Annotated in this window: 22 protein-coding genes; 13 read left to right on the top strand and 9 right to left on the bottom strand. The window is 70.5% G+C overall.

Translation table 11 applies throughout. The features are described 5' to 3' along the window. Positions 1-396: 396 nt before the first annotated feature. Positions 397-1,509, bottom strand: a complete 1,113-nt coding sequence (gene ssd, locus ACQEV2_RS23405) for a septum site-determining protein Ssd (protein WP_433044780.1) — start codon at positions 1,507-1,509, stop codon at positions 397-399. Positions 1,510-2,082: 573 nt separating this feature from the next. Between ssd and ACQEV2_RS23400 the strand changes: the two genes are divergently transcribed. After that, the gene (locus tag ACQEV2_RS23400) at positions 2,083-2,916 is read left to right on the top strand and encodes an HAD family hydrolase (RefSeq protein WP_433044777.1); all 834 of its coding nucleotides are present in this window, start codon (positions 2,083-2,085) and stop codon (positions 2,914-2,916) included. Between the two features lie 438 nt (positions 2,917-3,354). Here the strand turns inward: ACQEV2_RS23400 and ACQEV2_RS23395 are convergent, their stop codons facing one another. Next, complete coding sequence (locus ACQEV2_RS23395) at positions 3,355-4,179, bottom strand: oxidoreductase (protein ID WP_433044774.1); 825 nt, start codon at positions 4,177-4,179, stop codon at positions 3,355-3,357. Positions 4,180-4,324: 145 nt separating this feature from the next. Here ACQEV2_RS23395 and ACQEV2_RS23390 point away from each other — a divergent pair, with 145 nt between their 5' ends. Continuing rightward, complete coding sequence (locus ACQEV2_RS23390; protein WP_433044772.1) at positions 4,325-5,335, top strand: ATP-binding protein; 1,011 nt, start codon at positions 4,325-4,327, stop codon at positions 5,333-5,335. Between the two features lie 3 nt (positions 5,336-5,338). Here ACQEV2_RS23390 and ACQEV2_RS23385 read toward each other — a convergent pair whose 3' ends face one another. Next, the gene (locus tag ACQEV2_RS23385; protein ID WP_433044770.1) at positions 5,339-6,667 is read right to left on the bottom strand and encodes a hypothetical protein; all 1,329 of its coding nucleotides are present in this window, start codon (positions 6,665-6,667) and stop codon (positions 5,339-5,341) included. 296 nt (positions 6,668-6,963) lie between these two features. Here ACQEV2_RS23385 and ACQEV2_RS23380 point away from each other — a divergent pair, with 296 nt between their 5' ends. From ACQEV2_RS23380 to ACQEV2_RS23355, 6 genes are all read left to right on the top strand, one after another. Further along, positions 6,964-9,666, top strand: a complete 2,703-nt coding sequence (locus ACQEV2_RS23380; protein ID WP_433044768.1) for a SulP family inorganic anion transporter — start codon at positions 6,964-6,966, stop codon at positions 9,664-9,666. A gap of 336 nt (positions 9,667-10,002) precedes the next feature. Continuing rightward, a complete protein-coding gene (gene acs / locus ACQEV2_RS23375) occupies positions 10,003-11,958 on the top strand; it encodes an acetate--CoA ligase (protein ID WP_433044765.1) in 1,956 nt (651 codons plus the stop codon). A 203-nt stretch (positions 11,959-12,161) separates the two neighbouring features. After that, positions 12,162-13,598 carry a Na+/H+ antiporter NhaA gene (gene nhaA, locus ACQEV2_RS23370; protein WP_433044762.1) on the top strand — a complete coding sequence of 479 codons (1,437 nt, stop codon included), beginning with the start codon at positions 12,162-12,164 and terminating at the stop codon, positions 13,596-13,598. A gap of 77 nt (positions 13,599-13,675) precedes the next feature. Continuing rightward, positions 13,676-14,173 (top strand): phage holin family protein, encoded by a 498-nt coding sequence (locus tag ACQEV2_RS23365; RefSeq protein WP_433044759.1) that lies wholly within the window; start codon positions 13,676-13,678, stop codon positions 14,171-14,173. Continuing rightward, entirely contained in the window at positions 14,170-15,108 is a 939-nt protein-coding gene (locus tag ACQEV2_RS23360) for an alpha/beta fold hydrolase (RefSeq protein WP_433044756.1), read from the top strand. Before ACQEV2_RS23365 ends, ACQEV2_RS23360 begins: the two co-directional genes overlap by 4 nt. 153 nt (positions 15,109-15,261) lie before the next feature. Continuing rightward, on the top strand, positions 15,262-15,444 hold the full coding sequence (locus ACQEV2_RS23355) for a hypothetical protein (RefSeq protein ID WP_433044753.1): 183 nt from the start codon (positions 15,262-15,264) through the stop codon (positions 15,442-15,444). 13 nt (positions 15,445-15,457) lie between these two features. On the opposite strand, the gene ACQEV2_RS23350 is transcribed toward ACQEV2_RS23355, so the two are convergent. From ACQEV2_RS23350 to nth, 3 genes are all read right to left on the bottom strand, one after another. Continuing rightward, positions 15,458-16,657 (bottom strand): MarP family serine protease, encoded by a 1,200-nt coding sequence (locus ACQEV2_RS23350; protein ID WP_433044751.1) that lies wholly within the window; start codon positions 16,655-16,657, stop codon positions 15,458-15,460. 120 nt (positions 16,658-16,777) lie between these two features. Next, positions 16,778-17,473 carry an NUDIX hydrolase gene (locus ACQEV2_RS23345; protein WP_433044748.1) on the bottom strand — a complete coding sequence of 232 codons (696 nt, stop codon included), beginning with the start codon at positions 17,471-17,473 and terminating at the stop codon, positions 16,778-16,780. 151 nt (positions 17,474-17,624) lie between these two features. Continuing rightward, the gene (gene nth, locus ACQEV2_RS23340; protein ID WP_433044744.1) at positions 17,625-18,662 is read right to left on the bottom strand and encodes an endonuclease III; all 1,038 of its coding nucleotides are present in this window, start codon (positions 18,660-18,662) and stop codon (positions 17,625-17,627) included. Between the two features lie 327 nt (positions 18,663-18,989). Here nth and ACQEV2_RS23335 point away from each other — a divergent pair, with 327 nt between their 5' ends. The 3 genes from ACQEV2_RS23335 to ACQEV2_RS23325 all read left to right on the top strand — a co-directional run bounded on the left by ACQEV2_RS23335 (position 18,990) and on the right by ACQEV2_RS23325 (position 21,764). Next, entirely contained in the window at positions 18,990-19,664 is a 675-nt protein-coding gene (locus tag ACQEV2_RS23335) for a Crp/Fnr family transcriptional regulator (protein WP_015658871.1), read from the top strand. A gap of 353 nt (positions 19,665-20,017) precedes the next feature. Then, positions 20,018-20,884, top strand: a complete 867-nt coding sequence (locus ACQEV2_RS23330; protein WP_433044740.1) for an NUDIX hydrolase — start codon at positions 20,018-20,020, stop codon at positions 20,882-20,884. Positions 20,885-20,924: 40 nt separating this feature from the next. Continuing rightward, positions 20,925-21,764, top strand: coding sequence for an MBL fold metallo-hydrolase (locus tag ACQEV2_RS23325; RefSeq protein ID WP_433044737.1), 840 nt, complete (start codon positions 20,925-20,927; stop codon positions 21,762-21,764). A 307-nt stretch (positions 21,765-22,071) separates the two neighbouring features. Here ACQEV2_RS23325 and ACQEV2_RS23320 read toward each other — a convergent pair whose 3' ends face one another. Both ACQEV2_RS23320 and ACQEV2_RS23315 read right to left on the bottom strand, forming a co-directional pair. Beyond that, the gene (locus ACQEV2_RS23320) at positions 22,072-22,539 is read right to left on the bottom strand and encodes a RidA family protein (RefSeq protein WP_433044734.1); all 468 of its coding nucleotides are present in this window, start codon (positions 22,537-22,539) and stop codon (positions 22,072-22,074) included. Next, positions 22,536-22,697, bottom strand: coding sequence for a DUF4177 domain-containing protein (locus ACQEV2_RS23315; protein WP_003975360.1), 162 nt, complete (start codon positions 22,695-22,697; stop codon positions 22,536-22,538). The genes ACQEV2_RS23320 and ACQEV2_RS23315 overlap by 4 nt, the downstream gene beginning before the upstream one ends. 117 nt (positions 22,698-22,814) lie before the next feature. On the opposite strand from ACQEV2_RS23315, the gene ACQEV2_RS23310 reads away from it, so the two are divergent. Then, complete coding sequence (locus tag ACQEV2_RS23310) at positions 22,815-23,792, top strand: ArsA family ATPase (protein WP_433044731.1); 978 nt, start codon at positions 22,815-22,817, stop codon at positions 23,790-23,792. Between the two features lie 52 nt (positions 23,793-23,844). Then, complete coding sequence (locus ACQEV2_RS23305; RefSeq protein WP_433044728.1) at positions 23,845-25,248, top strand: ArsA family ATPase; 1,404 nt, start codon at positions 23,845-23,847, stop codon at positions 25,246-25,248. Between the two features lie 62 nt (positions 25,249-25,310). On the opposite strand, the gene wblA is transcribed toward ACQEV2_RS23305, so the two are convergent. Next, on the bottom strand, positions 25,311-25,649 hold the full coding sequence (gene wblA / locus ACQEV2_RS23300) for a transcriptional regulator WblA (RefSeq protein WP_062697668.1): 339 nt from the start codon (positions 25,647-25,649) through the stop codon (positions 25,311-25,313). Positions 25,650-26,034: the final 385 nt, after the last annotated feature.

Genomic DNA, 26,034 nt, shown 5'->3' with positions numbered 1-26,034 from the left:
CCCGCCGCACAGCCGACGAACCATCCCAACCGCCCGACGCCCACTGCACAGCCGACGAACCATCACGACCGCCCGACGCCCGCCGAGCAGTAGCCGCACTTCCCACGGGCCCCGCCTCCCTCCGCGCACTCGCCACACTCACCGCACGGTCCGGCTCCCGCCTCGCAACAGCCGCACTCCCCACGCGGTCCGCGTCCCGCCCCGCGATCGCCGAGCCCGCCCCACGTTCAGACAACCGCCCCGCAAGGGCATCGCTCGCCGAGCCGTCCAACGCCCAACGCGGCGTCGCCCTGCGCGCTGTGCCGGCCGCTGTCCCGCCCGACCTCCACCGCTCGGGGGCTGCCCGCACCGAGCCAGCCGCGCTGCCGTTCACCCAGTCGAGCCTTGAAGCCGTACTCATGCCGCCCTCGCTTCCAGCACCGCGCGCTCCCAGAACTCCCGGCAGAACCGCGCCAGCGGCCCCCGTCCCGCCGCGCCCGGCGGAGCCGTGCTCTCGTGCGGCCGCAGCAGTCCCGACTCGACCGGCACCTCGCCCACGAGCGGCAGTTCCAGGAGCCGCGCCACCTCGCGGTCGTCGAGCCCGGGTGCGTACGGCCCGCGTACGGCAACCCGCAGGTCCCGTAGGACCATCCGGACCGCGGAGGCCACCTGCCGGGCGGCGGCGACGGCGCGCAGTTCGGCGGGGACCACGAGGATCCCGACGTCGAGCTGGGCGAGGGCCTCCGCGACTCCGTCGTCGATACGGCGGGGCAGGTCGACGACGACCGTGCCACCCCGGCGCCGGGCCGCGGCCAGCACCGCTCGCATCGCCTGCGGCGGGACGGCGAGGCACTCGCCGCGGTCCCAGCTCAGGACCCGTAGAGAGTGCAGTTTCGGCAGGGATTCCTCCAGGGCGCCGCTGCCGAGCCGCCCGCGCGAGCCGGCGAACGCGGGCCAGCGCAGGCCCTCGGTCGCCTCGCCGCCGAGGAGGACGTCGAGTCCGCCGCCCAGCGGATCGGCGTCCACGAGCAGCGTGCGCAGCCCCTCACGCGCGGCGGTGACCGCGAGGGCGCATGCGAGCGTCGACGCTCCGGCCCCGCCGCGGCCGCCGATGACCCCGACGGTGAGGGCGGGCCGGCCGACGCCCTCGGCGACGTCGGCGATGCGGTCGACCAGCCACTGCTCCCCGTCGGGCAGCATCAGGACGTGATCCGCGCCGATCTCGACGGCCCGGCGCCAGACCCCCGAGTCGTCCTGGTCCCGGCCGACCAGCACCACTCCACGCCTGCGTCCGGCGCCCCGCACACGGCGTGCGGCGTCGTCGCCGACCAGGACGAGCGGCGCGGCCTCCCAGCTCCCTCTGGGCTCGGGCACCCCGTGGTGGACCTCGGGTGTGGCGCCGGCTGCCGCGCACAGGCGCAGCAGGTCGTCAAGCAGTACGGCGTCTTCCGTGACGATCAACGGCTTGCCCGGCCGCCCTGAGGCGGTGGGCGGCGGATCGTGTGTGACGGCTGCGGCCACGGTTTCCATCCCCCTTCGCTGCATCACTCGCGCAGCCCTGCGGCCCCGCGAATCCCAAACATGTGAAGAACCGGCAAGCGGCCTCCATATGAACGGCCGATACGAACCAGCCAAACACGCCCGACTAACCGGAACCGGCCATGAAGTCGGCCCGAGCAGGGCGCGCTGGAATCACGGTGCAGCGATCCCGGAAATCGTGTGGATCTTGGTCGATAACTGTGGACAACTCGGCGGTTGTGAATATCGCCGTCACCCATACCGGTGACTCTCGTACCGACCCCTGTGCGACTTCCGCAGAGCAGCGCGACGGCTACGCACAGTCACGGATCACGGGCATGGCGCAGATGCGGGCTCAGCAGCCTCGCTCTGGCACTGCGGCCACGTTCGAAGGAGAGAAACCACCCCGGACATGCGACGACCCCCGCCGGGGGGGAGAGCGGGGGTCGTCTCCACGGCCGACTCGGGGGGGGAGGAGTCGGACCGGGTTAGCACGGTCGCGAACGATCCGTGACTTCCATGGTGTACCCGAGAGCCCTCTCAGGCAAACCCACGCGCCCACCTTACGCCGAATGGGCTCCCCCTATGCTCAGGGTCGTGGAAAACCACTCCTTGCCCCGCACAGCCGCCTTCTTTGACCTGGACAAGACGGTCATTGCGAAGTCGAGCACGCTCACGTTCAGCAAGTCGTTCTACCAAGGCGGTCTGATCAACCGCAGGGCTGCCCTGCGCACCGCATATGCCCAGTTCGTCTTCCGCGTCGGCGGTATGGACCATGACCAGATGGAGCGCACGCGCGAGTACTTGTCCGCGCTCGTCCGTGGCTGGAACGTCCAGCAGGTCAAGGAGATCGTCGCCGAGACGCTGCACGACCTGATCGACCCGATCATCTACGACGAGGCCGCCTCCCTCATCGAGGAACACCACGCGGCCGGCCGCGACGTCGTCATCGTGTCCACGTCGGGCGCCGAGGTGGTCGAGCCGATCGGCGAGCTGCTCGGCGCCGACCGCGTGGTGGCCACGCGCATGGTCGTGGGTGACGACGGCTGCTTCACCGGGGAGGTGGAGTACTACGCCTACGGCCCGACGAAGGCCGAGGCGATCAAGGAGCTGGCCGAGTCCGAGGGCTACGACCTCTCCGGCTGCTACGCCTACAGCGACTCGGCCACCGACCTGCCGATGCTTCAGTCCGTCGGGCACCCGCACGCCGTGAACCCCGACCGCGCATTGCGCCGCGAGGCCCTCACGCGCGGGTGGCCGATTCTCGACTTCCACCGCCCGGTTCGGCTCAAGCAGCGGATCCCCTCCTTCTCCGTACCACCGCGTCCCGCTCTCCTCGCGGTCGCCGCCATAGGAGCGGCCGCGGCCACCGCGGGCCTCGTCTGGTACGCGAGCCGACGCCGTACGACACTCGCCTGAACTGACCTGCGCATCGCAGGTTCCGTGTGCATTGTTCGAGGTATCGGCGCCCGTTTGGCGCCTTTTTGAGGGTAAAAGTAAAGAACTGCAGCCAGGGCTTCCGCTTGGTTGGGTCCTGGAGTACAAAGGACTCAACGGCCCGCGAGACCAAGGACATCCGAGAGGATCACCTTTAATACGCATTTGGCCCCACGGACCGAGCATGGACACCGGGCACCCACGCGACGTCGACCCGTCGATTACGGGCCAGCCGCACCAGGTGACGGGCAAAGTTCCCGACCTGATGGGCAACATATCGAGGACGCTTGGTACCCCGGTGGACATGCCAGCGGCGGTACGAATCCTCGTACCGCCGCAACTCATATGAGCCCCGCGCGGGGCTTTTTTTCGTGCCTTACGGCGCTCAATCCGCCGTACGACGCCTCACGCGCGCGTGCGTTACGCCGCGCCGCGCTGCAGCGCCTCGCACACCGCCGTCGACTCGCGCGCCCCGAGCTCGATCGCCTTGCCGCAGTGGGCGATCCAGGCGGCCATGCCCTCGGGCGTGCCGGAGACATAGCCGTCGAGCGCCGCCAGATAGGCCGCGCGGCCCAGTTCGGCGTGGCCGACCTCGCCAGGGCAGACGGACTTCGGGTCGAGGCCGCTGCCGACGAGGACGATGCGCTCGGCCGCGCGCGCGACCAGGCCGTTGTGGGACGTGAAGGGGCGCAGCGCGAGCAGCTCACCGTGCACGACGGCGGCCGTCACCAGGGCGGGCGCCGAACCACCGGCGATGATGAGCTCGGCCAGCCCCTCCAGACGGCCATGCACTTCCGCCGCGCTCGGTGGCGGCAGCTCGACCAGCGGCTCGTCAACCGGCTCGCCTTCCTGGCGCGGACGCCCGACTTTGTCGTCGTTGCTCGCCGCGGCGACCAGGTGCAGCCGTGCCAGCACCCGCAGCGGGGACTGCCGCCAGATGGACAGCAGTTGGCCCGCCTCGGCGGTGAGCCGCAGGGCCGCGCCCATGACGCGCGCCTCGTCGTCACCGCTGAAGTCGGTACGCCGACGGACCTCTTCGAGGGCCCAGTCGGCACCCGACAGTGCGGCGGAGCCGCGGGCGCCGCGCAGGGCCGCCTCGGAGGTGATCTCGTTGCTGCGACGCCGCATGATCCGGTGCCCGTAGACCCGGTCCACGGCCTTGCGCACGGACTCCACGGACTCGGGCACACCGGGCAGTGCCCCGAGGGCCGCGAGCGGATCGGCGGTCGCACCTGTCGTACTCATGAGTACGACACTACGCGCCCACCCGCCACCCGGCCGCGACCCCCCATCGGGCTTCGTCCCCTTCGACGGCCGCACCCCACGATCGGGTGGCCTTCGCCACCCACGCCTGACACATACAGCTATCACCCCACTACCCTTCGTGAACATGAAAATTGCTTTCGTGGGCAAGGGTGGTAGCGGCAAGACGACCCTGTCCTCCCTTTTCATCCGCTGGCTCGCCTCGACGGGCGCGCCGGTCGTCGCCGTCGACGCCGACATCAACCAGCACCTGGGAGCCGCGCTCGGACTCGACGAGGCGGAGGCTGCCGCACTGCCCGCGATGGGCGAGCGGTTGCCGCTGATCAAGGACTATTTGCGCGGCTCCAATCCGCGGATCGCCTCCGCCCGGACGATGATCAAGACGACGCCGCCCGGCGAGGGTTCGCGGCTGCTGCGGGTGTGCGAGCAGAATCCGGTGTACGACGCATGCGCCCGGCCGGTGGAACTCGACGGCGGCACCGTCCGTTTGATGGTCACCGGCCCCTTCACGGACTCCGACCTGGGGGTCGCCTGCTACCACTCCAAGACGGGGGCCGTGGAGCTGTTCCTGAACCACCTCGTGGACGGTCCCGACGAGTACGTCGTGGTCGACATGACGGCGGGCTCGGACTCCTTCGCCTCCGGCATGTTCACCCGCTTCGACATCACGTTCCTCGTCGCCGAGCCGACCCGGAAGGGGGTCTCCGTCTATCGCCAGTACAAGGAGTACGCCCGCGACTTCGGCGTCGTCCTGAAGGTCGTCGGCAACAAGGTGCAGGGCCAGGACGACCTCGACTTCCTCCGCGCCGAGGTCGGGGACGACCTGCTGGTGACCGTCGGGCACTCGGACTGGGTGCGTGCCATGGAGAAGGGCCGCCCGCTGCGGTTCGAGCTCCTGGAGGACGCCAACCGCCACGCCCTGCGCCGGCTGCACGCGGCCGTGGACGCGACGTACGAGCTGCGGGACTGGGAGCGCTACACACGCCAGATGGTGCACTTCCACCTGAAGAACGCCCAGTCCTGGGGGAACGAGCGCACCGGGGCCGACCTGGCGGCGCAGATCGACCCCGGGTTCGTCCTGGGCGAGAGCGCCCCCGCCCGGTCTGCGGGCAACTCCCGGCTGACGCCTGCCCCGTGAGCGCTACTGCTTGACCGCCGGCGCCCCGGGCACCCCCTTCGGAGCCGGAGCCGGGTGCACCGACAGGAAGGACGCCCAGCCCTGCCTCGGGGCCTCGCCGACGCCCAGGGTGCGCAGTCTCTTCAGGGTCGCCGGGTCCTGCGCGTCCAGCCAGTCGGCGAGCTGCCGGAAGGAGACGCAGCGCACATCGGGCTTGTTGCAGACGGCCTCGATGACCTCCTCGACGGCACGCATGTAGGTGCCGCCGTTCCATGACTCGAAGTGGTTGCCGATGATCAGGGGTGCGCGGTTGCCGTAGTAGGCCCGGTGGAAGCCCTTGAGCAGGCCGTCGCGCATCTGGTCGCCCCAGAAGGCGTGCTTGGCGGGGTCGCCCTGGCTCGTGGTGCCCGACTGGTTGACCATGAAGTTGTAGTCCATGGTGAGCTGCTCGTAGGAGTGCCCGGGGAAGGGCACGAGCTGCATCGACAGGTCCCACAGGCCCCCTTTCCTCGTGGGCCAGACCTGGTTGTTGACGCCACTGGAGTCATAGCGGAAGCCCATCTCGCGGGCGGCCCTGACGAAGTTCTTCCGGCCCTCCAGACAGGGCGTGCGGGCGCCGATGAGCTCCTTGTCGTAGTCGAAGGGCAGGGGGGCCTCCCGGGTCATGCCGGTGTTGGTCTTCCAGGACTTCACGAACCTCTTCGCCTGGGCGATCTCGTCCTTCCATTCCTCCACCGACCATTCACCGACTCCGCCGCCGCTGCCGCAGAAGTGGCCGTTGAAATGGGTTCCGATCTCGTTGCCCTCCAGCCAGGCCAGACGCAACTGCCGCACGGTGGCGGCGACGCCCTCCTCGTCGTTGAAGCCGATGTCGGAGCGGCCCGGGGAGTGCTGCGGCGGGCGATACAGGTCGCGTTTGTGGTCCGGCAGCATGTACACGCCGCTGAGGAAGTACGTCATCGTCGCGTTGTTCGCCTTGGCGACCTCGCGGAAGCGGGAGAACAGCTTCTGGCCGTCCTCGCCGGCGCCGTCCCACGAGAACACCACGAACTGCGGGGGTGTCTGACCGGGCTTCAGCCGTTCGGGTCTCGGCAGGTGCGGCTGGGCTCCGGTGTACGCGGTGGACCCGTCGCCGATCAGGCGGACCACCTTTCCGGGCGCGGGCGCCGCCGGCTTCGGCCTCTGGGGTCCGGGCGCCCCCTGCCGGGTGGTATCGGTGCCGGTCCCGCAACCGGCGAGCGATGCGGCGCAGACCGCGGCGACGGCGGTGCCCGCCGCGATCCGGTGCGTCCCGACGAGCCTGTGCGTCGCGGCGAGCCTGCGTGGGGCGGCGAACCTGCGGGTGGCGGCCATGTTCCGTCCACCTTCCTTCTCTCGGGTGCCGACAGCGCCGCCAAGGTCGCACGGGACCGAGAAGGAATTAGTACGACAAGCCGACTAATTACCCACTTCATTCTTTAGAGGGATTTATTAGTCCATTTGCTCGGAAAACCTATGCCGGTCCTTTACTCTGCATTACGATCCGTTTACCGACTGTTGATGCATCCCGCCGCTGCACGCCGTGACCACACGGCCGCGACCCGACCCCTCGCCGATGAGCGGGGGACCACCTGATCCGCGACCGCGCTGCCCCGGAGGAGACGGGAAACATGTCAGCCTGCGTCCCCACCCGCGCCGACGACCCGAGTCGAGCGGAGCGCACCCACGAGCCCCACAGCCCACCCCCGAACCGGCCCCGCCGTCACCGCATCGCGGGCGCCGACGTGTCGGCCTCGATCGCGGTCTTCCTGATCGCACTCCCCCTGTCCCTGGGCATCGCCCTCGCCACCGGCGCCCCCCTCCAGGCCGGCCTCGTCGCCGCCGCCGTCGGAGGGATCGTCGCCGGATGGCTCGGCGGTGCCCCGCTCCAGGTCAGCGGCCCCGCCGCCGGCCTCACCGTGGTCACCGCCGACCTCATCCATCAGTACGGCTGGCGGACGACCTGTGCCATCACCGTCCTGGCCGGAATCGCCCAACTCGGCCTGGGCTCCCTGCGCGTGGCGCGCGGCGCGCTCGCCGTCAGCCCCGCCATCGTGCACGGCATGCTGGCCGGCATCGGCGTCACCATCGCCGTCGCCCAGCTGCACATCGTCCTCGGCGGCACCCCGCAGAGCTCCGTCCTCGACAACCTCCGCGCGCTGCCCGCCCAGTTGGCCGAGCTCCGGCCCGCCTCCGTGTCGGTGAGCGCGCTGACCCTGGCCCTGCTGTTTCTCTGGCCGCGGATTCCCGGCCGTGCCGGACGCCTGCTGCGCAAGGTCCCGGCCGCGCTCGTCGCCGTCGCCGGTGCCACCTCGGCCGCCTCGCTCGCCGGCCTGACCCTGCCCAAGGTGGACCTGCCGTCCTGGCACAGCCACGCCCTGGCCGGACTGCCGGAGGGCCCGACGCTGGGCCTGATCGCCGCGGTGCTGACCACCACGCTGGTGTGCAGCGTGCAGTCGCTGCTCGGGGCGGTCGCCGTGGACAAGATGGTGGCCGCACGTCCCGGCCTGCCGACCCGCGTCGGACGCTCCGACCTGGACCGCGAACTGCTCGGGCAGGGCGCCGCCAACGTCGTCTCCGGCACGCTCGGCGGACTGCCCGTCGCCGGAGTGGCCGTGCGCAGTTCGGCGAATGTGCAATCCGGTGCCGTCAGCCGGAACTCCACGATGTTGCACGGCGTTCTCGTAGTAGTCGCCGCGCTGCTGATGGTCCCGATCCTGGAGTTCATCCCGCTCGCCTCGCTCGCCGCCCTGGTGATGGCCGTCGGCATCCAGATGGTGTCCCTGCACCACATCCGCACGGTGACCCGCCACCGAGAGGTGCTGGTGTATGCCGTCACCACCCTCGGCGTGGTGGTCTTCGGCGTCCTGGAGGGCGTGGCCCTGGGAATCGCCATGGCCGTCGCCGTCGCCCTGCACCGCCTCACCCGCACCCGCATCACGCATGACGAGAAGGAAGGAGTCCATCACGTACACGTACGAGGGCAGTTGACGTTCCTCGCGGTGCCACGGCTCAGCCGGGCCCTGCATCTCGTACCCCAAGGCGCCCCCGTCGTCGTGGAGTTGGACGGGTCGTTCATGGACCACGCGGCGTACGAGTCACTGCAGGACTGGCAGAACACGCACACCGCGCACGGCGGCTCCGTCGAGCTCGTCGGCCGCAGAGCCGGAGTCCGGATCGGCGAACCCACCACACCGATCGGCCTCCATCTCGACGCCGCGAGCGCGACGGCCGAGTCGGCCGGCTGCCGTTGCCACCCCTGGACGGCCTGGCGCAACCACCAGTGCGAGATCCCGGAGTCCGCCGCGTCCCACGACGGACGGGACGGGCACCCTGGGAAAGTGCAGGCGACCGGAACCGGCGACACCACGGAATCGAGCCCACCTCGCACCACCGCGGCCTCCAGTCCGGCCCCCGGCAGCCCGGGCGAACCCGCCACGGACGACAGGTCGGGTCCCAGCGGTGTCGATGAGTCCGGCGGTGCCGTCGGTGAAGCCCGCGATGCCGACGGACACAGCAGCGGGTCCGGCGACCCCGGCGGTCCCGGCGACCCCGGCCGTCCCGGCCGTCCCGGCGGTCCCGGCGGTCCCGGTGAGAGCGGAGCCGACAGGTCCGGTGGAGCCGACCCAGGCCGGCCGAGGGCGCATCAACTGGCCCGCGGTATCAGCGCGTTCCACCGCAATACCGCACCCCTGGTGCGGAGCGAGCTGGCACGGTTGGCGCGTGAGGGTCAGCAGCCTTCCCAGCTGTTCCTCACCTGCGCGGACTCACGGCTGGTCACATCGATGATCACCTCCAGTGGCCCCGGCGACCTGTTCGTGGTGCGCAACGTGGGCAACCTCGTTCCTCCCCCAGCTGACGCCGGGAGGTGCCCCCAGCCCGGCCAGGAGAGCGGGGACGACTCGGTGGCGGCGGCGATCGAGTACGCGGTGGACGTGCTGCAGGTGCGGTCGATCACGGTGTGCGGGCACTCCGGGTGCGGGGCCATGCAGGCGCTGCTCAGTTCGGAGCCCGACGGCCCACAGACCCCGCTCAGGCGGTGGCTGCGGCACGGGCAGCCGAGCTTGGAGCGGTTGTCCGACGAGAGCCGACCATGGGCCCGGCTCGCCGGACGGGCACCGGCCGACGCGGTCGAGCAGCTCTGTCTGACCAACGTGGTCCAGCAGTTGGAGCATCTGCGGGCCCACGAGTCGGTGGCCCGTGCCCTGCGGGCGGGGGCGCTGGAACTGCACGGGATGTACTTCCACGTGGGCGAGGCACAGGCGTACTTGCTCACCGAGGGGGACGGGGACGCGGTGTTCGACCACGTGGGGATGGCGGATCTGTCGGCGTAAGGGGGGTGCAGTGGGAGGCGCGGCCACGCTCGATGCGGGGCCGCGCCTCCCATGCGGGACGGCACCACACCTGGGGCGGGCTACGGCTGAAGAGGGCGTCGGCACACCCGGGCCGGCGTTTCACCTGCGGCCGGAGCGAATGTGAAAGGGATAACAGACCTGAACCGGGTCCGTCCGGCGTCCGTGGGAACGGATGACCGGGGCGCCGAAAAGCAACTCCGGACCCACCCCGCCGACAGGTCTAAACCAATTTTCCGTCGACCCTTGTCATCGGGCCCCCGGGTCTGATGAGCTGTGGCCTGGGACACAACGGACACCCTGGGAAAGGGAGATGTCGTGAGCAACGAAAGCCTGGCCAACCTGCTCAAGGAAGAGCGCAGGTTCGCACCCCCCGCCGACCTGGCAGCGAAGGCCAATGTCACCGCGGAGGCGTATGAACAGGCCAAGGCTGACAGGCTCGGCTTCTGGGCCGAGCAGGCCCGTCGGCTGACCTGGGCCAAGGAGCCGACGGAGACGCTGGACTGGTCGAACCCGCCGTTCGCGAAGTGGTTCAAGGACGGCGAGCTCAACGTCGCGTACAACTGCGTGGACCGGCATGTCGAGGCCGGGCACGGCGACCGGGTCGCCATCCACTTCGAGGGTGAGCCCGGCGACAGCCGCGCCCTCACCTACGCCGAGCTCAAGGACGAGGTCTCCAAGGCCGCCAACGCCCTGCTGGAGCTCGGAGTTCAGCAGGGCGACCGGGTCGCCGTCTACATGCCGATGATCCCGGAGACGGCGGTCGCGATGCTGGCGTGCGCCCGGATCGGCGCCGCGCACTCCGTGGTCTTCGGCGGCTTCTCGGCGGACGCGCTCGCGACCCGCATCCAGGACGCCGACGCCAAGGTCGTCATCACCTCCGACGGCGGCTACCGGCGCGGCAAGCCGTCCGCGCTCAAGCCGGCCGTGGACGAGGCGATCTCCAAGGTCGACAACGTGGAACACGTGCTCGTCGTCCGGCGCACCGGCCAGGACGTCGCCTGGGACGACAGCCGTGACGTCTGGTGGCACGAGATCGTGGAGCGGCAGTCCGCCGAGCACACCCCCGAGGCGTTCAACGCCGAGCAGCCGCTCTTCATCCTCTACACGTCCGGTACGACGGGTAAGCCGAAGGGCATCCTGCACACCTCGGGCGGCTACCTCACCCAGGCCGCGTACACCCACCACGCCGTCTTCGACCTCAAGCCGGAGACGGACGTGTACTGGTGCACCGCCGACGTCGGCTGGGTCACCGGCCACTCGTACATCGTGTACGGGCCGCTCGCCAACGGTGCCACGCAGGTCATGTACGAGGGCACGCCGGACACCCCGCACCAGGGCCGCTTCTGGGAGATCGTGCAGAAGTACGGGGTGACGATCCTGTACACGGCGCCCACCGCCATCCGTACGTTCATGAAGTGGGGCGACGACATCCCCGCGAAGTTCGACCTCAGCAGCCTGCGGGTGCTCGGGTCCGTCGGTGAGCCGATCAACCCCGAGGCGTGGATCTGGTACCGCAAGCACATCGGTGCGGACCGGACGCCGATCGTCGACACCTGGTGGCAGACCGAGACCGGCGCGATGATGATCTCGCCGCTGCCGGGCGTGACGGAGACCAAGCCCGGTTCCGCGCAGACGCCGCTGCCCGGCATCGCCGCGACCGTCGTCGACGACGAGGCGAACGAGGTCCCGAACGGCGGGGGCGGCTACCTGGTCCTGACCGAGCCGTGGCCGTCGATGCTGCGCACCATCTGGGGCGACGACCAGCGGTTCCTCGACACGTACTGGTCGCGGTTCGAGGGCAAGTACTTCGCCGGTGACGGGGCGAAGAAGGACGACGACGGGGACATCTGGCTCCTCGGGCGCGTCGACGACGTCATGCTCGTGTCGGGCCACAACATCTCCACCACCGAGGTCGAGTCTGCCCTGGTCTCCCATCCGTCCGTCGCCGAGGCGGCCGTCGTCGGTGCCGCCGACGAGACCACCGGGCAGGCGATCGTCGCCTTCGTGATCCTGCGCGGTAGGGCCGCCGAGACCGAGGACCTGGTCGCCGAGCTGCGCAACCACGTCGGCGCCACCCTCGGCCCGATCGCCAAGCCGAAGCGGATCCTCCCGGTGGCCGAGCTGCCCAAGACCCGCTCCGGCAAGATCATGCGCCGCCTGCTGCGGGACGTCGCCGAGAACCGCCAGCTGGGAGACGTCACCACGCTGACGGATTCCACCGTCATGGACCTCATCCAGGCGAAGCTCCCGGCGGCGCCGAGCGAGGACTGAGCACGGCCGACGACTGAGAACGGCCATCGAGGGCACCCGGCGACAAAACGCGCCGGGTGCCCTTCGTGTTCGTACGGTGGAGCTGGACGGGATGCACTCCGGCACACCCTTAGGTAAGCTAACCAAAACAATCTCCCTCTCAGGTGCGCCGGGAAGTCTGGTCGGCAAGTGTTCCGTCCTGCCCACCGACCGGAGGTCTCCCCGTGCCCGCGCCCCGCACCACCGCTCCCCGCAAGGTTCTCGGACGTCTGTCCCTGCCCGAGCGAACCGTCGTCGCGGACGCACTGCGCACCGAGACCGTCGGTGGCGTACTGCTGCTCGTGGCCGCGATCACGGCGCTGATCTGGGCGAACGTGCCCGCGCTGCACGACAGCTACGAGAGCGTCAGCCACTTCCACCTCGGCCCCGAGGCCCTCGGGCTGAACCTGTCCCTCGAGCACTGGGCCGCCGACGGACTCCTCGCGATCTTCTTCTTCGTCGCCGGCATCGAGCTCAAGCGTGAGCTCGTGGCCGGCGATCTCAAAGACCCCAAGGCGGCCGTGCTGCCGGTCGTCGCCGCACTGTGCGGCATGGCGGTACCCGCGCTGGTCTACACGCTGACCAACGTCACCGGGAGCGGCTCGCTGGAGGGCTGGGCGGTCCCGACCGCCACCGACATCGCCTTCGCGCTCGCCGTGCTCGCCGTCATCGGCACCTCCCTGCCGAGCGCCCTGCGCGCCTTCCTGCTCACGCTCGCCGTCGTCGACGACCTGTTCGCGATCCTGATCATCGCGGTCTTCTTCACCCACCAGATCGACTTCGCCGCGCTCGGCGGTGCGGTCGTCGGCCTGGGCGTCTTCTGGCTGCTGCTGCGCAAGGGCGTACGAGGGTGGTACGTGTACGTCCCGCTCGCCCTCGTGATCTGGGGGCTGATGTACAACAGCGGCGTCCACGCCACCATCGCGGGCGTGGCGATGGGGCTGATGCTGCGCTGCACGCGGCACGAAGGCGAGGCGCACTCCCCCGGTGAGCACATCGAGCATCTCGTGCGCCCCCTGTCGGCGGGACTCGCCGTCCCCCTGTTCGCGCTGTTCAGCGCCGGTGTGGCCATCTCCGGCAGCGCGCTCGGCGAGGTGTTCACCCAGCCGGAGACGCTCGGTGTCGTCCTCGGGCTGGTCGTCGGCAAGACGCTCGGCATCTTCGGCGGCACCTGGCTGACGGCACGTTTCACCAGGGCCTCGCTCAGCGACGACCTCGAGTGGGCCGACGTGTTCGCGGTCGCCGCCCTCGCCGGCATCGGCTTCACCGTCTCCCTGCTCATCGGCGAGCTCGCGTTCGAGGGCGACGCCGCGCTGACCGACGAGGTCAAGGCGGCCGTACTCATGGGCTCCCTCATGGCGGCGATCCTGGCGACGGTGCTGCTGAAGATACGGAACGCCAAGTACCGCAGGATGGTCGAGGCCGAGGAGCGCGACGAGGACGCGGACGGCATTCCGGACATCTACGAGGAGGACATGCCGGAGTACCACCTGCGACTGGCTGCCCTCTACGAGCGCAAGGCCGCCGAGCACCGCCGTATCGCCGCGGAGAAGGCCGCGGCGCGCCACGCGCTTGCCGAAGTGCCGGGCGGGGCAGGCGAGGAGGAGCAGCGTCGGGCATGATCTGACGGGACGGTACAAAAGACGGAACCGTACGCACTCAGGCAGAAGACGGAACCGTACACACGAGGGAGACCGCGATGAGCGCACCCGACGGCAGCCCGGTCGGCGCCGAACGCAGCATCGGCCAGCTGTTCGCCTCGGCGACGACCGAATTGTCGGCGCTGGTGCACGACGAGATCGCGCTGGCCAAGGCGCAGCTCAAGCAGGACGTCAAGCGCGGCGCGACGAGCGGCGGCGCGTTCACACTGGCCGGCGGGGTGCTCGTGTTCTCCCTGCCGATGCTCAACTTCGCCCTGGCGTACGGCATTCGGACCTGGAGCGACTGGAACCTCGCGATCTGCTTCCTGCTGTCCTTCGCCGCGAACGTCCTCGTCGCCGCGGTCCTCGCGCTGATCGGTGTCGTCTTCGCGAAGAAGGCCAAGAAGAGCAAGGGCCCGCAGAAGGTCGCCGCTTCGATGAAGGAGACGGCGGGCGTCCTGCAGAAGGCCAAGCCGCACCCGCGTCCCGCCTCCGCACCGGAGCTGGAGGACCGGGCGCCCGCGGCCATCGAGGCTGTGGCACGCTCGTCGTCATGACGGATCCCGCCACCCCTTCGGCGCAACCTGCCTCGGTCGTACGACTCGACGGTCCCTGGACACACAGGGACGTCGCGGCGAACGGCGCGCGCTTCCACATCGCGGAGATGGGCGACGGGCCGCTGGTGCTGCTGCTGCACGGCTTCCCGCAGTTCTGGTGGACCTGGCGGCACCAGCTCGTCGCGCTCGCCGACGCGGGCTTCCGGGCCGTCGCGATGGACCTCAGGGGGGTCGGCGGCAGCGACCGTACGCCGCGTGGCTACGACCCGGCCAACCTCGCCCTCGACATCACCGGCGTGATCCGCTCCCTCGGCGAGCCCGACGCCGCGCTGGTCGGTCACGATCTGGGCGGATATCTGGCCTGGACGGCAGCCGTGATGCGTCCCAAGCTCGTACGGCGGCTCGCGGTCGCGTCCATGCCACACCCCCGGCGCTGGCGCTCGGCGATGCTCTCGGACGTCAAGCAGACGAGTGCGAGTTCCTACATCTGGGGGTTCCAGCGGCCCTGGCTCCCCGAGCGGCAGCTGACGGCCGACGACGGGGCGCTCGTCGCCCGGCTGGTCCGGGACTGGTCGGGCCCCCGCCAGCCGGAGGACGACGCGGTGGAGACGTACCGCCGCGCGATCTGCATCCCATCCACGGCGCACTGCTCCATCGAGCCGTACCGCTGGATGGTGCGCTCGCTGGCCCGCCCCGACGGCATCCAGTTCAACCGCCGTATGAAGCGGCCGGTGCGTGTCCCGACGCTGCATCTGCACGGCTCGCTGGACCCGGTGATGCGCACCCGCAGCGCGGCCGGCTCGGGCGAGTACGTCGAAGCGCCGTACCGCTGGCGGCTGTTCGACGGGCTGGGGCACTTCCCCCATGAGGAAGACCCGGTCGCTTTTTCCACCGAGCTCATCAACTGGCTGAAAGACCCCGAACCCGATCGGTGACCGGGGCGCATCGCCCCGATCGGTGACCGCGCCGATGCGCCCGGTATCCGGAACTGAACACCTGTCCTACGAACAGCCAATTGCCCGGCGCATAGGCCAATTGGGGGCGCGTGAGGCGGTTATCGACCATGGGGCAGGGGCAGACGTCGGGGTATGGGCTGGACGCACGACTACAGTGACGCAGCACGCAATCGCCGCTCGGCCAGTGGGCTGAGCTCCCACCAGCGAGGCAACGCCCCGCAGATAGCGGGCGCCGACCCCCGGGTGGGCATTCCGCGCATCCTGCGCCGCCGGGCCCGCTGGGTCTCGGTACGCCTGCGCCACCCGCGCGGCTGACCTCGACCGACCGTCAGAGCGCGCAGCTGTCGCTGTCCACCTGCTGGTTCGCGGTACGCCCCTTGACGATGTCCTCCTGGATCTCGTCCGCGGTGAGCGCGTATCCGGTGTCGGCGTCGTCCAGGGACTTCGCGAAGACCACGCCGTACACCTTGCCTTCGGGCGTGAGCAGCGGGCCGCCGGAGTTGCCCTGGCGGACGGTCGCGTACAGCGAGTAGACGTCACGGCTCACGGTGCCGCGGTGGTAGATGTCCGGACCGTTGGCCGGCAGGCGCCCGCGTACGCGTGCGGCCCGGACGTCGTACGACCCGTTCTCCGGGAAGCCCGCGATGATCGCGCTGTCGCCGCTCTGGGCGTCGGTGGACGTGAACCGCAGCACGGGCGCGCGCATGTCCGGCACGTCCAGTACGGCGATGTCGCGCTCCCAGTCGTAGAGGACGACCGTCGCGTCGTACTTCTTGCCCTCGCCGCCTATCTGGACGGTGGGTTCGTCGACGCCGCCGACGACATGCGCGTTGGTCATCACGCGGCGGTCGGCGAAGACGAAGCCGGTGCCTTCCAGGACCTTGCCGCAACTCGTCGCCGTGCCCATGACCTTGACGATGGAGCGCTGGGCGCGGGTCGCCACCGGGCTGTTGGCCAGGGCCGGGTCGGGCGGCTGCACCTCGTTGATCGGCTCGTTCGCGAACGGGCTGAAGACCTGCGGGAAGCCGTTCTGCGCGAGGACCGAGGAGAAGTCCGCGAACCAGGTGTCCGCCTGGTCCGGCAGCGCCTGCGAAACGCCGTGCAGCACCTTGGAGTTGCGGACCTCCTTGCCGAGCGTCGGCAGCGTCGTCCCGGCGAGGGCGGAGCCGATCAGCCACGCCACGAGGAGCATCGCGACGACGTTGACGAGGGCGCCGCCGGTCGCGTCCAGGGCGCGGGCCGGGGACCAGGTGATGTACCGGCGCAGCTTGTTGCCGAGGTGGGTGGTCAGGGCCTGGCCGACGGACGCGCAGACGATCACGACGACGACCGCGACGACGGCGGCGGTCGTGCTCACTTCGGCGTTGTCGGTCAGCCAGTCCCAGATGACCGGAAGCAGGTACACGGCCACGAGGCCGCCGCCGAGGAAGCCGATCACCGACAGGATGCCGACGACGAAGCCCTGGCGATAGCCCACGATCGCGAACCACACGGCGGCGACCAGCAACAGGATGTCCAGCACGTTCACTGCTTCAGGCTCCGCCTCGTCACTTTCCGATCACGCCCGGTCGACCCAGGGTCCGGCCCGCCGCGCAGCGGCAATCGGACACAGCGGCCCCCGGAAGAACACAGCACGGCAGACACCCTGTCATGACCGCCAGTCGAGCGGGACCTGCTTGCTGCGGTCCCAGGGGCGCTCCCAGCCCGAGAAATGGAGCAGACGGTCGATGATTCCGGCCGTGAAACCCCAGACCAGGGCCGATTCGACCAGAAATGCCGGGCCTCGGTGGCCGCTGGGGTGGACGGTCGTGGCCCGGTTGTCCGGGTTCGTGAGATCCGCCACGGGGACGGTGAAGACTCGGGCCGTCTCGTTCGGATCGACGACGTCGACCGGGCTGGGCTCGCGCCACCAGCCCAGCACGGGCGTGACGACGAAGCCGCTGACCGGGATGTACAGCTTGGGCAGCACGCCGAAGAGCTGGACGCCGCTCGGATCGAGCCCGGTCTCCTCCTCGGCTTCGCGGAGAGCGGCCCGCAGCGGCCCGTCGGCCTGCGGGTCGCCGTCCTCGGGGTCGAGGGCGCCACCGGGGAAGGACGGCTGTCCGGCATGCGACCGCAGCGAACTGGCCCGCTCCATGAGCAGCAGCTCGGGCCCGCACTCGCCCTCGCCGAAGAGAATCAGTACGGCCGACTGGCGCCCCGCGCCGTTCTCCGGCGGGAGGAAACGGCTCAGCTGCAGCGGCTCGACCGTCTCCACCACCCGCACCACCGGATCCAGCCAGTCGGGCAGCCCCTCCTTGCTGAGCACCACCGGCCCGTCCTGCGTACCGCTCGCGCGCGTCATCGCCACCCCCGTCGTCCTGCAGAGTCCAACGCCTGACGGCACCTAGATCGTTCCGCCGGGGCCGTACGACCGCACACGGGCCGCCGGCCGGACCGCCCCGACCCGGCCGTACGCACGCGTGGCGACGCCCCGACCTCTCCCGCTCGCCCCGTCATCCGGCCCCCAGCGGCGGGGCCGGCTTGCCGCCCGCGTCCAGGTAGGCCTGCGGCGGCTTGAGCCGCTGCCCCGGGAAGCCGCCCTTCTCGTATTTGAGGAGCTTCTTCGCCTTCTCCGGGTCGGTCTCGCCCTCGCCGTACGCCGGGCAGAGCGGCGCTATGGGGCAGGCGCCGCACGCGGGCTTGCGGGCGTGACAGATGCGACGGCCGTGCCAGATCACATGGTGCGAGAGGTCCGTCCAGTCGCTCTTGGGGAACAGCGCGCCGATCTCGGCCTCGATCTTGTCCGGGTCCGTCTGCTCGGTCCACTGCCACCTCCGCACCAGCCGCTGGAAGTGCGTGTCCACGGTGATGCCGGGCCGGCCGAAGGCGTTGCCGAGCACGACGAAGGCCGTCTTGCGCCCGACGCCGGGCAGCTTGACGAGATCTTCGAGCCGGCCCGGGACCTCGCCACCATGGTCCTCCACCAGCGCCTTCGACAGGCCCATGACCGACTTGGTCTTGGCCCGGAAGAAACCGCACGGACGGAGGATCTCCTCCACCTCCTCCGGGTTGGCGGCGGCCAGGTCCTCGGGGGTGGGGTACTTGGCGAAGAGCGCGGGCGTGGTCTGGTTGACGCGCAGGTCGGTGGTCTGGGCGGACAGCACCGTGGCGACCAGGAGCTGGAAGGGGTTGTCGAAGTCCAGCTCGGGATGGGCGTAGGGATAGACCTCGGCGAGCTCACGGTTGATACGGCGGGCCCGTCGGACGAGAGCGGTGCGGGACTCGGCCGTAGGGGGCTTCAGGGTGACCGTCTTGGCCGGGGAGGCGCCCTTGACCGAGGCGGTGGCCTTCTTCGGCGCGATGGCGGGTTTCTTGCCGACCACTTTTTTCGTGACCACCGCGCCGGTGGCCTTCTTCGCGGTCGCCGCCGTCTTCTTCGCAGCAGCCGTCGTCTTCTTCGCGGCCGTCTTCTTCGCAGGCGCGGCCTTCCGCGCGGCCGTCGACTTCTTCACCGCAGCTTTCTCGCCACCCGCGACCGTTTCACCCGGCACCCTTTTCGCCGCTTTTGCCGTTTTCCGTCCGCCACCAGGGTTCTGTTCGCCCACAGCGGAATCGCGACGTACAACCACCCGCCCAGCCCCCTTGGCCTGTGTTCTCACCGGCGATTTGGACACTCGGCCAGCCTAAAGCCCGGCACCGACATCCGCCCCGGACCCCGAAGATCGGCCCCCAATTGGACCCCTGCCGCTTACCTCGGCACACCTGTGCGGCATCCTTGTGACAGATCACACTGTTTGGACCGTCCGGCAAAATGGGGAGCACGGTCCCCTGGTACGCGGGGGAGCGATCCCCTGAGCAGGTCGACAAGGAGAGAACTCGTGGACGACGTTCTGCGGCGCAACCCGCTCTTTGCGGCGCTCGATGACGAGCAGTCCGCGGAGCTCCGCGCCTCCATGAGTGAGGTGACCCTCGCACGGGGCGACTCCCTGTTCCACGAGGGCGACCCCGGTGACCGGCTGTACGTCGTCACCGAGGGCAAGGTGAAGCTCCACCGCACCTCGCCCGACGGCCGCGAGAACATGCTGGCCGTCGTCGGCCCCGGTGAGCTCATCGGCGAGCTGTCCCTCTTCGACCCGGGTCCGCGTACGGCGACGGCGACCGCGCTGACCGAGGTCAAGCTGCTGGGTCTGGGCCACGGCGACCTGCAGCCCTGGCTGAACGCCCGCCCCGAGGTGGCGACCGCACTGCTGCGCGCCGTCGCACGCCGTCTGCGCCGCACCAACGACGCGATGTCCGACCTGGTCTTCTCGGACGTCCCCGGCCGCGTGGCCCGCGCGCTCCTGGACCTCTCCCGCCGCTTCGGCGTGCAGTCCGAGGAGGGCATCCACGTCGTACACGATCTGACGCAGGAGGAGCTGGCCCAACTGGTCGGCGCGTCGCGTGAGACGGTCAACAAGGCGCTCGCCGACTTCGCCCAGCGCGGGTGGCTCCGCCTGGAGGCACGCGCGGTGATCCTGCTGGACGTCGAGCGACTGGCCAAGCGGTCGCGGTAACCACACCTGGTCATACGACGCCGGGGCCCTGTCTCACCAGGAGGCAGGGCCCCGGCGCCATTGGCCCCGAGACGCGAGCCCCCACGTGCCCGCAGTCGCCGACGGCGGGAAGGGGACGTGTCGGGGGGTGTCCGCCCGCAGTGGCCGGCGTCAACACGCAGTGCCTCCTGGCCTAAGTCCAGCCGCCGGTCCGAGGAGGACACCCCCCGGCGCGGCCCCGACCCACAACGAGTCCGCAGGCGCAACGCGAACCCCCAACCAGCGACACAGGCCGCCGCAGGCATCCTCGGCCCCACCGCCGGACGCACCCGCCACCCCTCGAACATCCGCGCACCAAGAGATAGCCTCCGCCCATGGCAAACGGGCAGTGGTACCCACCGGAGTGGCCGGACCGTATCCGCGCGCTGGCGGACGGAAGCCTCACTCCTGTCGCGCCGAAGCGTGCGGCCACCGTCATGTTGCTCAGGGACACCGACGCCGGTCCTGCCGTGCACATGCTGCGCCGCCGGACCTCCATGGCCTTCGCCGGTGGGGCGTACGCCTACCCGGGCGGCGGCGTCGACCCGCGCGACGAGCATCCCGTCCGCTGGGCGGGCCCCACGCGCGCGTGGTGGGCGCAAAAGCTCGGGGTCGACGAGGCGGAGGCCCAGGCGATCGTCTGTGCGGCCGTAAGGGAGACGTACGAGGAGGCGGGCGTCCTGCTCGCCGGGCCCACCGACGATTCCGTCGTCGGCGACACGACGGGCGAGGACTGGGAGGCGGACCGCGCCGCCCTGGTCGCCCGGGACGTGTCGTTCGCCGAGTTCCTGGACCGCCGGGGACTGGCGTTGCGTTCGGACCTCCTGGGCGCCTGGACCCGCTGGATCACCCCGGAGTTCGAGCCCCGCCGCTACGACACGTGGTTCTTCGTCGCCGCCCTCCCGAAGGGCCAGCGCACCTGGAACGCCTCCACGGAGGCCGACCGTACGGTGTGGATCCGCCCCGCGGAGGCCGCCGCCTCCTACGACAAGGGCGAGCTGCTGATGATGCCGCCCACCATCGCGACCCTGCGCCAGCTGACCCCGTACGACAGCGCCGCCGAGGCCCTCGCCGGCGCCCCCGATCGCGACCTCACCCCGGTCCTGGCCCAGGCTCGCCTCGAAGACGGCGAGATCGTGCTCTCCTGGCCGGGCCACGACGAGTTCACCAAGCACATCCCGACCGGCGGAGCCCCCGCATGACCGTGCCCACAGTGCCCGCAGCCCTGGAAGGCCCCCTCGTATGACGGACGCAGCAGCCCTCCCCGGCCAGCCGCGAGGCGGGGTCCTCTCCGGCCCCGCCACCCCCCGCGCCGTCAACGTCCTCGCGCCCAACCCCTCCGCGATGACCCTGGACGGCACCAACACCTGGCTCCTCGCCGAGCCGGACTCGGACCTGGCCGTCGTCGTCGACCCCGGCCCGCTGGACGAAGGACACCTGCGCAATGTCGTCGCCATGGCAGAGAGGTCCGGCAAGCGCATCGCCCTGACCCTGCTCACGCACGGTCACCCGGACCACGCCGAGGGCGCCGTACGCTTCGCCGAGCTGACCGGCACGCGCGTGCGTGCCCTCGATCCGGCGCTGCGGCTGGGCGACGAGGGTCTGGCTGCCGGGGACGTGGTCACCGTGGGCGGCCTGGAGCTGCGGGTCGTACCGACGCCCGGCCACACCGCCGACTCGCTCTGCTTCCATCTCCCGGCCGACCGCGCCGTCCTGACCGGCGACACGATCCTGGGCCGCGGCACGACGGTCGTGGCGCATCCTGACGGCCGTCTCGGCGACTACCTGGACTCGCTGCGGCGGCTCAGGTCCCTCACGGTCGACGACGGCGTGCACACCGTCCTGCCGGGCCACGGCCCCGTCCTGGACGACGCCCAGGGCGCCGTCGAGTTCTACCTCGCCCACCGCGCCCACCGCCTCGCCCAGGTCGAGACGGCGGTCGAGGACGGCTACCGCACACCGGCCGAGGTGGTGGCCCATGTGTACGCGGACGTGGACCGCTCCCTGTGGCCGGCGGCCGAGCTGTCGGTACGGGCGCAGATGGACTACCTGGAGGAGCACGGCCTCATCGAGTCCGCCTGACCTCATGGCCGGCCCGCCCTGACCCGGCTGGCCCGCCCTGATCCGCTTGGCCCCGCTGACCTGGCCAGGCATTTTGACGCCGTGCACGCGCGCGTACCCCTGCCGCAGACGGGCCATTCGGAATCCGCCTTGCCGCAGACGGGCCATTCCCGGCGCCGTTCAGCCATGTTCAGCCTGCCCGGGCTCCCCGGACAGGCTGCTGCGACACGACGGCCGTGGACGACGACCGGCCACGACGACCAGGCCCATGACGACCGGGCCCACGACGCCCGGCACGACCACCGAACCCACTCCCACCGCCGGAGGCCTACACCCCCGTCAGCTCCACCTGGACCTCGACCTCCACCGGCGCGTCCAGCGGAAGCACGGCCACGCCCACCGCGCTGCGCGCGTGGACGCCCTTGTCGCCGAGGACCTCGCCCAGGAGTTCGCTCGCGCCGTTGAGGACGCCGGGCTGGCCGGTGAAGTCCGGGGCCGAGGCCACGAAGCCGACCACCTTCACCACGCGCGCGATGCGGTCCAGGTCGCCCGCCACCGACTTCACGGCCGCGAGGGCGTTCAGGGCGCAGGTGCGGGCGAGCTCCTTGGCCTCCTCGGCGGTGACCTCCGCGCCCACCTTGCCGGTGACCGGAAGCTTGCCCTCCACCATGGGGAGCTGGCCGGCGGTGTAGACGTACACGCCCGACCGGACGGCCGGCTGGTAGGCGGCCAGCGGAGGCACGACCTCCGGGAGCGTCAGGCCCAGCTCGGCGAGCTTCGCCTCGACGGCGCTCACGCCTGCTTCTCCCGCTTCAGGTAGGCCACGAGCTGCTCGGGGTTGTTCGGCCCGGGCACGACCTGGACGAGCTCCCAGCCGTCCTCGCCCCAGGTGTCCAGAATCTGCTTCGTGGCGTGGACGAGCAGCGGCACGGTTGCGTATTCCCACTTGGTCATGTGGCCGACTTTATCCGCTGCCCGACGAGGGCCATGAGGGGCCATGCGGCCGACCGCGGGTCACGTTGTCCACAGGCTGTCGCGTAGCCGGCGCGGCGACTGGTTAGGCTCGAAGACGTGAGCAGGCTCCAGGTCGTCAGCGGCAAGGGCGGGACCGGAAAGACCACGGTCGCCGCCGCACTCGCGCTCGCTCTCGCGACCGAGGGGAAGCGGACGCTTCTCGTCGAGGTCGAGGGCCGGCAGGGCATCGCGCAGCTCTTCGAGACAGAGGCGCTGCCCTATGAGGAGCGGAAGATCGCCGTCGCTCCAGGGGGCGGGGAGGTGTACGCCCTCGCCATCGACCCCGAACTGGCCCTTCTGGACTACCTCCAGATGTTCTACAAGATGGGCGGCGCCGGCCGGGCTCTGAAGAAGCTCGGCGCCATCGACTTCGCCACCACCATCGCGCCGGGCCTCAGAGACGTACTCCTGACCGGCAAGGCGTGCGAGGCCGTGCGGCGCAAGGACAAGAGCGGGCGGTTCGTCTACGACTACGTGGTGATGGACGCGCCCCCCACCGGGCGCATCACCCGCTTCCTGAACGTCAACGACGAGGTGGCGGGCCTCGCCAAGATCGGCCCGATACACAACCAGGCGCAGGCCGTGATGCGGGTGCTGAAGTCCGCGGAGACGGCCGTGCATCTGGTGACGCTGCTGGAGGAGATGCCCGTCCAGGAGACCGTGGACGGGATCGCCGAGCTGCGGGCGGCGCGGCTGCCGGTCGGGCGGATCATCGTGAACATGGTGCGGCCCGAGGTGTTGGACGCGGCCGACCTGGAACTCGTACGCAGTGTCCCGCGCGCCGCCGTGGCCAAGTCGCTGTCCTCGGCGGGGCTCGGCGGGGCGCGGCGCGGCGGGAACGCCGAGCGGCTGGTGGCCCCGCTGCTGGTGCAGGCCGAGGAGTACGCCGAGCGGTACGCGCTGGAGCAGGAACAGCGGGCGGTGCTGGACGAGTTGGGGCTGCCCGTGCACGAGCTGCCCTTGCTGTCCGAGGGCATGGACCTGGCAGGCCTGTACGAACTCGCGCGGGAGATGCGGGAACAGGGTCCGACATGAGTTCGTTGACCAGGTGCGAGCGGTACGCGGTACGTCGGAAGCAGGGGATGTCATGAGTCGTCCGGAACCGGCCCACACACACGACACCGCTCGCCAGCCGCACCACCCCCAGCACCTGTCCCCCGCGCGCGTGCTCGACCTCGACCCGCTGCTCGACGACCCGAGGACCCGGATCGTGGTGTGCTGCGGCTCGGGCGGCGTGGGGAAGACGACGACCGCGGCCGCTCTCGGCCTGCGGGCCGCCGAGCGTGGGCGGAAGGTGGTCGTGCTCACCATCGACCCGGCCCGCCGGCTCGCGCAGTCCATGGGCATCGACTCCCTCGACAACACCCCGCGCCGGGTGAAGGGCGTCGAGGGCGACGGCGAGCTGCACGCGATGATGCTCGACATGAAGCGCACCTTCGACGAGATCGTCGAGGCGCACGCGGACCCCGACCGGGCGGCCGCGATCCTGGGCAACCCCTTCTACCAGTCGCTCTCGGCGGGCTTCGCGGGCACGCAGGAGTACATGGCGATGGAGAAGCTGGGGCAGCTGCGGGCCAGGGACGAGTGGGACCTCATCGTCGTCGACACGCCGCCGTCGCGCTCGGCGCTGGACTTCCTGGACGCGCCCAAGCGGCTCGGCTCGTTCCTGGACGGCAAGCTGATCCGTGTGCTGCTGGCCCCGGCGAAGGTCGGCGGGCGCGCGGGGATGAAGTTCCTGAACGTCGGCATGTCGATGATGACGGGCGCGCTGGGCAAACTGCTGGGCGGGCAGCTGCTGAAGGACGTACAGACCTTCGTGGCCGCGATGGACTCGATGTTCGGCGGGTTCCGCACGCGCGCGGACGCGACGTACAAGCTGCTGCAGGCGCCCGGGACGGCGTTCCTGGTGGTGGCGGCGCCGGAGCGGGACGCGCTGCGGGAGGCCGCGTACTTCGTGGAGCGGCTGGCCGCCGAGGACATGCCGCTCGCCGGTCTGGTACTCAACCGGGTCCAGGGCAGCGGCGCCGACCGGCTGTCGGCCGAGCGGGCGCTCGCCGCCGCGGAAAATCTTGAAGAGCCCCGCATTGTGGATCAGGACGGAGGGAAAGCTGGACTTCGTAACTCCCCCGACACGTACGGCAGTTCAGAATCGGCCACTTCCGAGGTACCGGCTCCTGACGGAGGCTCCCCCGCCGCCACGGACATGGAGCGCACCCCGGCCACGAACGAACCGCAGTCCGTCGCTCCGCATGTGGAGCGGTCCGTCGACCAGCTCACGGCAGGCCTGTTGAGGCTGCACGCGGAGCGTATGCAGCTGCTCTCCCGCGAGCAGCGCACGCGTGACCGCTTCACCGCGCTCCACCCCGAGGTGGCGGTGGCCGAAGTGGCCGCGCTGCCCGGCGATGTGCACGACCTCACCGGCCTGCGGGACATCGGAAACCGGCTCGCGGCCAATCGGCCGGAGCTGCCTGATCCCGCGGTCGGTGCCTGAGGGAGTTCCTGTCGGGCCGAAGCCCTTCGGGTCCGCCTGAGGGGAGGGCCCCTTGGGCCCCCTCAGCTCACCGCCGCGTAGTTCTCGTACACCTCGTCGTCGTCGAGCGGCAGGATGCCCGCCCCGCGCTCGTACTCCGTCCGTGCCGTCTCCAGCAGCCGGCGCCACGAGGTGACGGTCGGCCGCCTGCGCAGCAGGGCGCGGCGCTCCCGCTCCGTCATGCCTCCCCACACGCCGAACTCGACGCGGTTGTCTAGCGCGTCGGCGAGGCACTCCGTGCGCACCGGGCATCCGGTGCACACCGCCTTGGCCCTGTTCTGCGCTGCTCCCTGAACGAACAGTTCATCCGGATCGGTAGTGCGGCAGGCCGCCTGCGCACTCCAGTCGACTACCCAGCCCATACCGGCGCCGTCCTCTCCCGAATCGAGGCTCCCCCACGGCGGCAGCGGCATATTCACCGCCGCCAGTTGAGGACGTTACGGAAGGTGGGCACAGCGCAACACCCCCAGCGGGCCCAATCTTGAATGGCCCGAACGGACTATGGGTAAGCGGCAGATCACCCGGGGGAGTGAGCTGGCGACATGCGTGACCTTCCCGGCAAACCGGGACAGTTCTGTTGAGTCACAACGGACGCCGGATGACACACAAGGCGGATTCGGACACGCGCCCAACAAAAAAGTTGGGGAACCTCCGCAACGATTCGGGGTCGCCGGACGTATTGATACGTGGCCGCACTGCTGTGACAGTTGAGAGCAGCTTAGGCCAAGGCCTGCGCGCCTGTCCGGC

Origin of the sequence: Streptomyces sp. CA-251387, assembly GCF_050936625.1 — a bacterium.
Lineage (GTDB): Bacteria > Actinomycetota > Actinomycetes > Streptomycetales > Streptomycetaceae > Streptomyces.
This window is presented reverse-complemented; position numbering and strand designations above follow the sequence as displayed.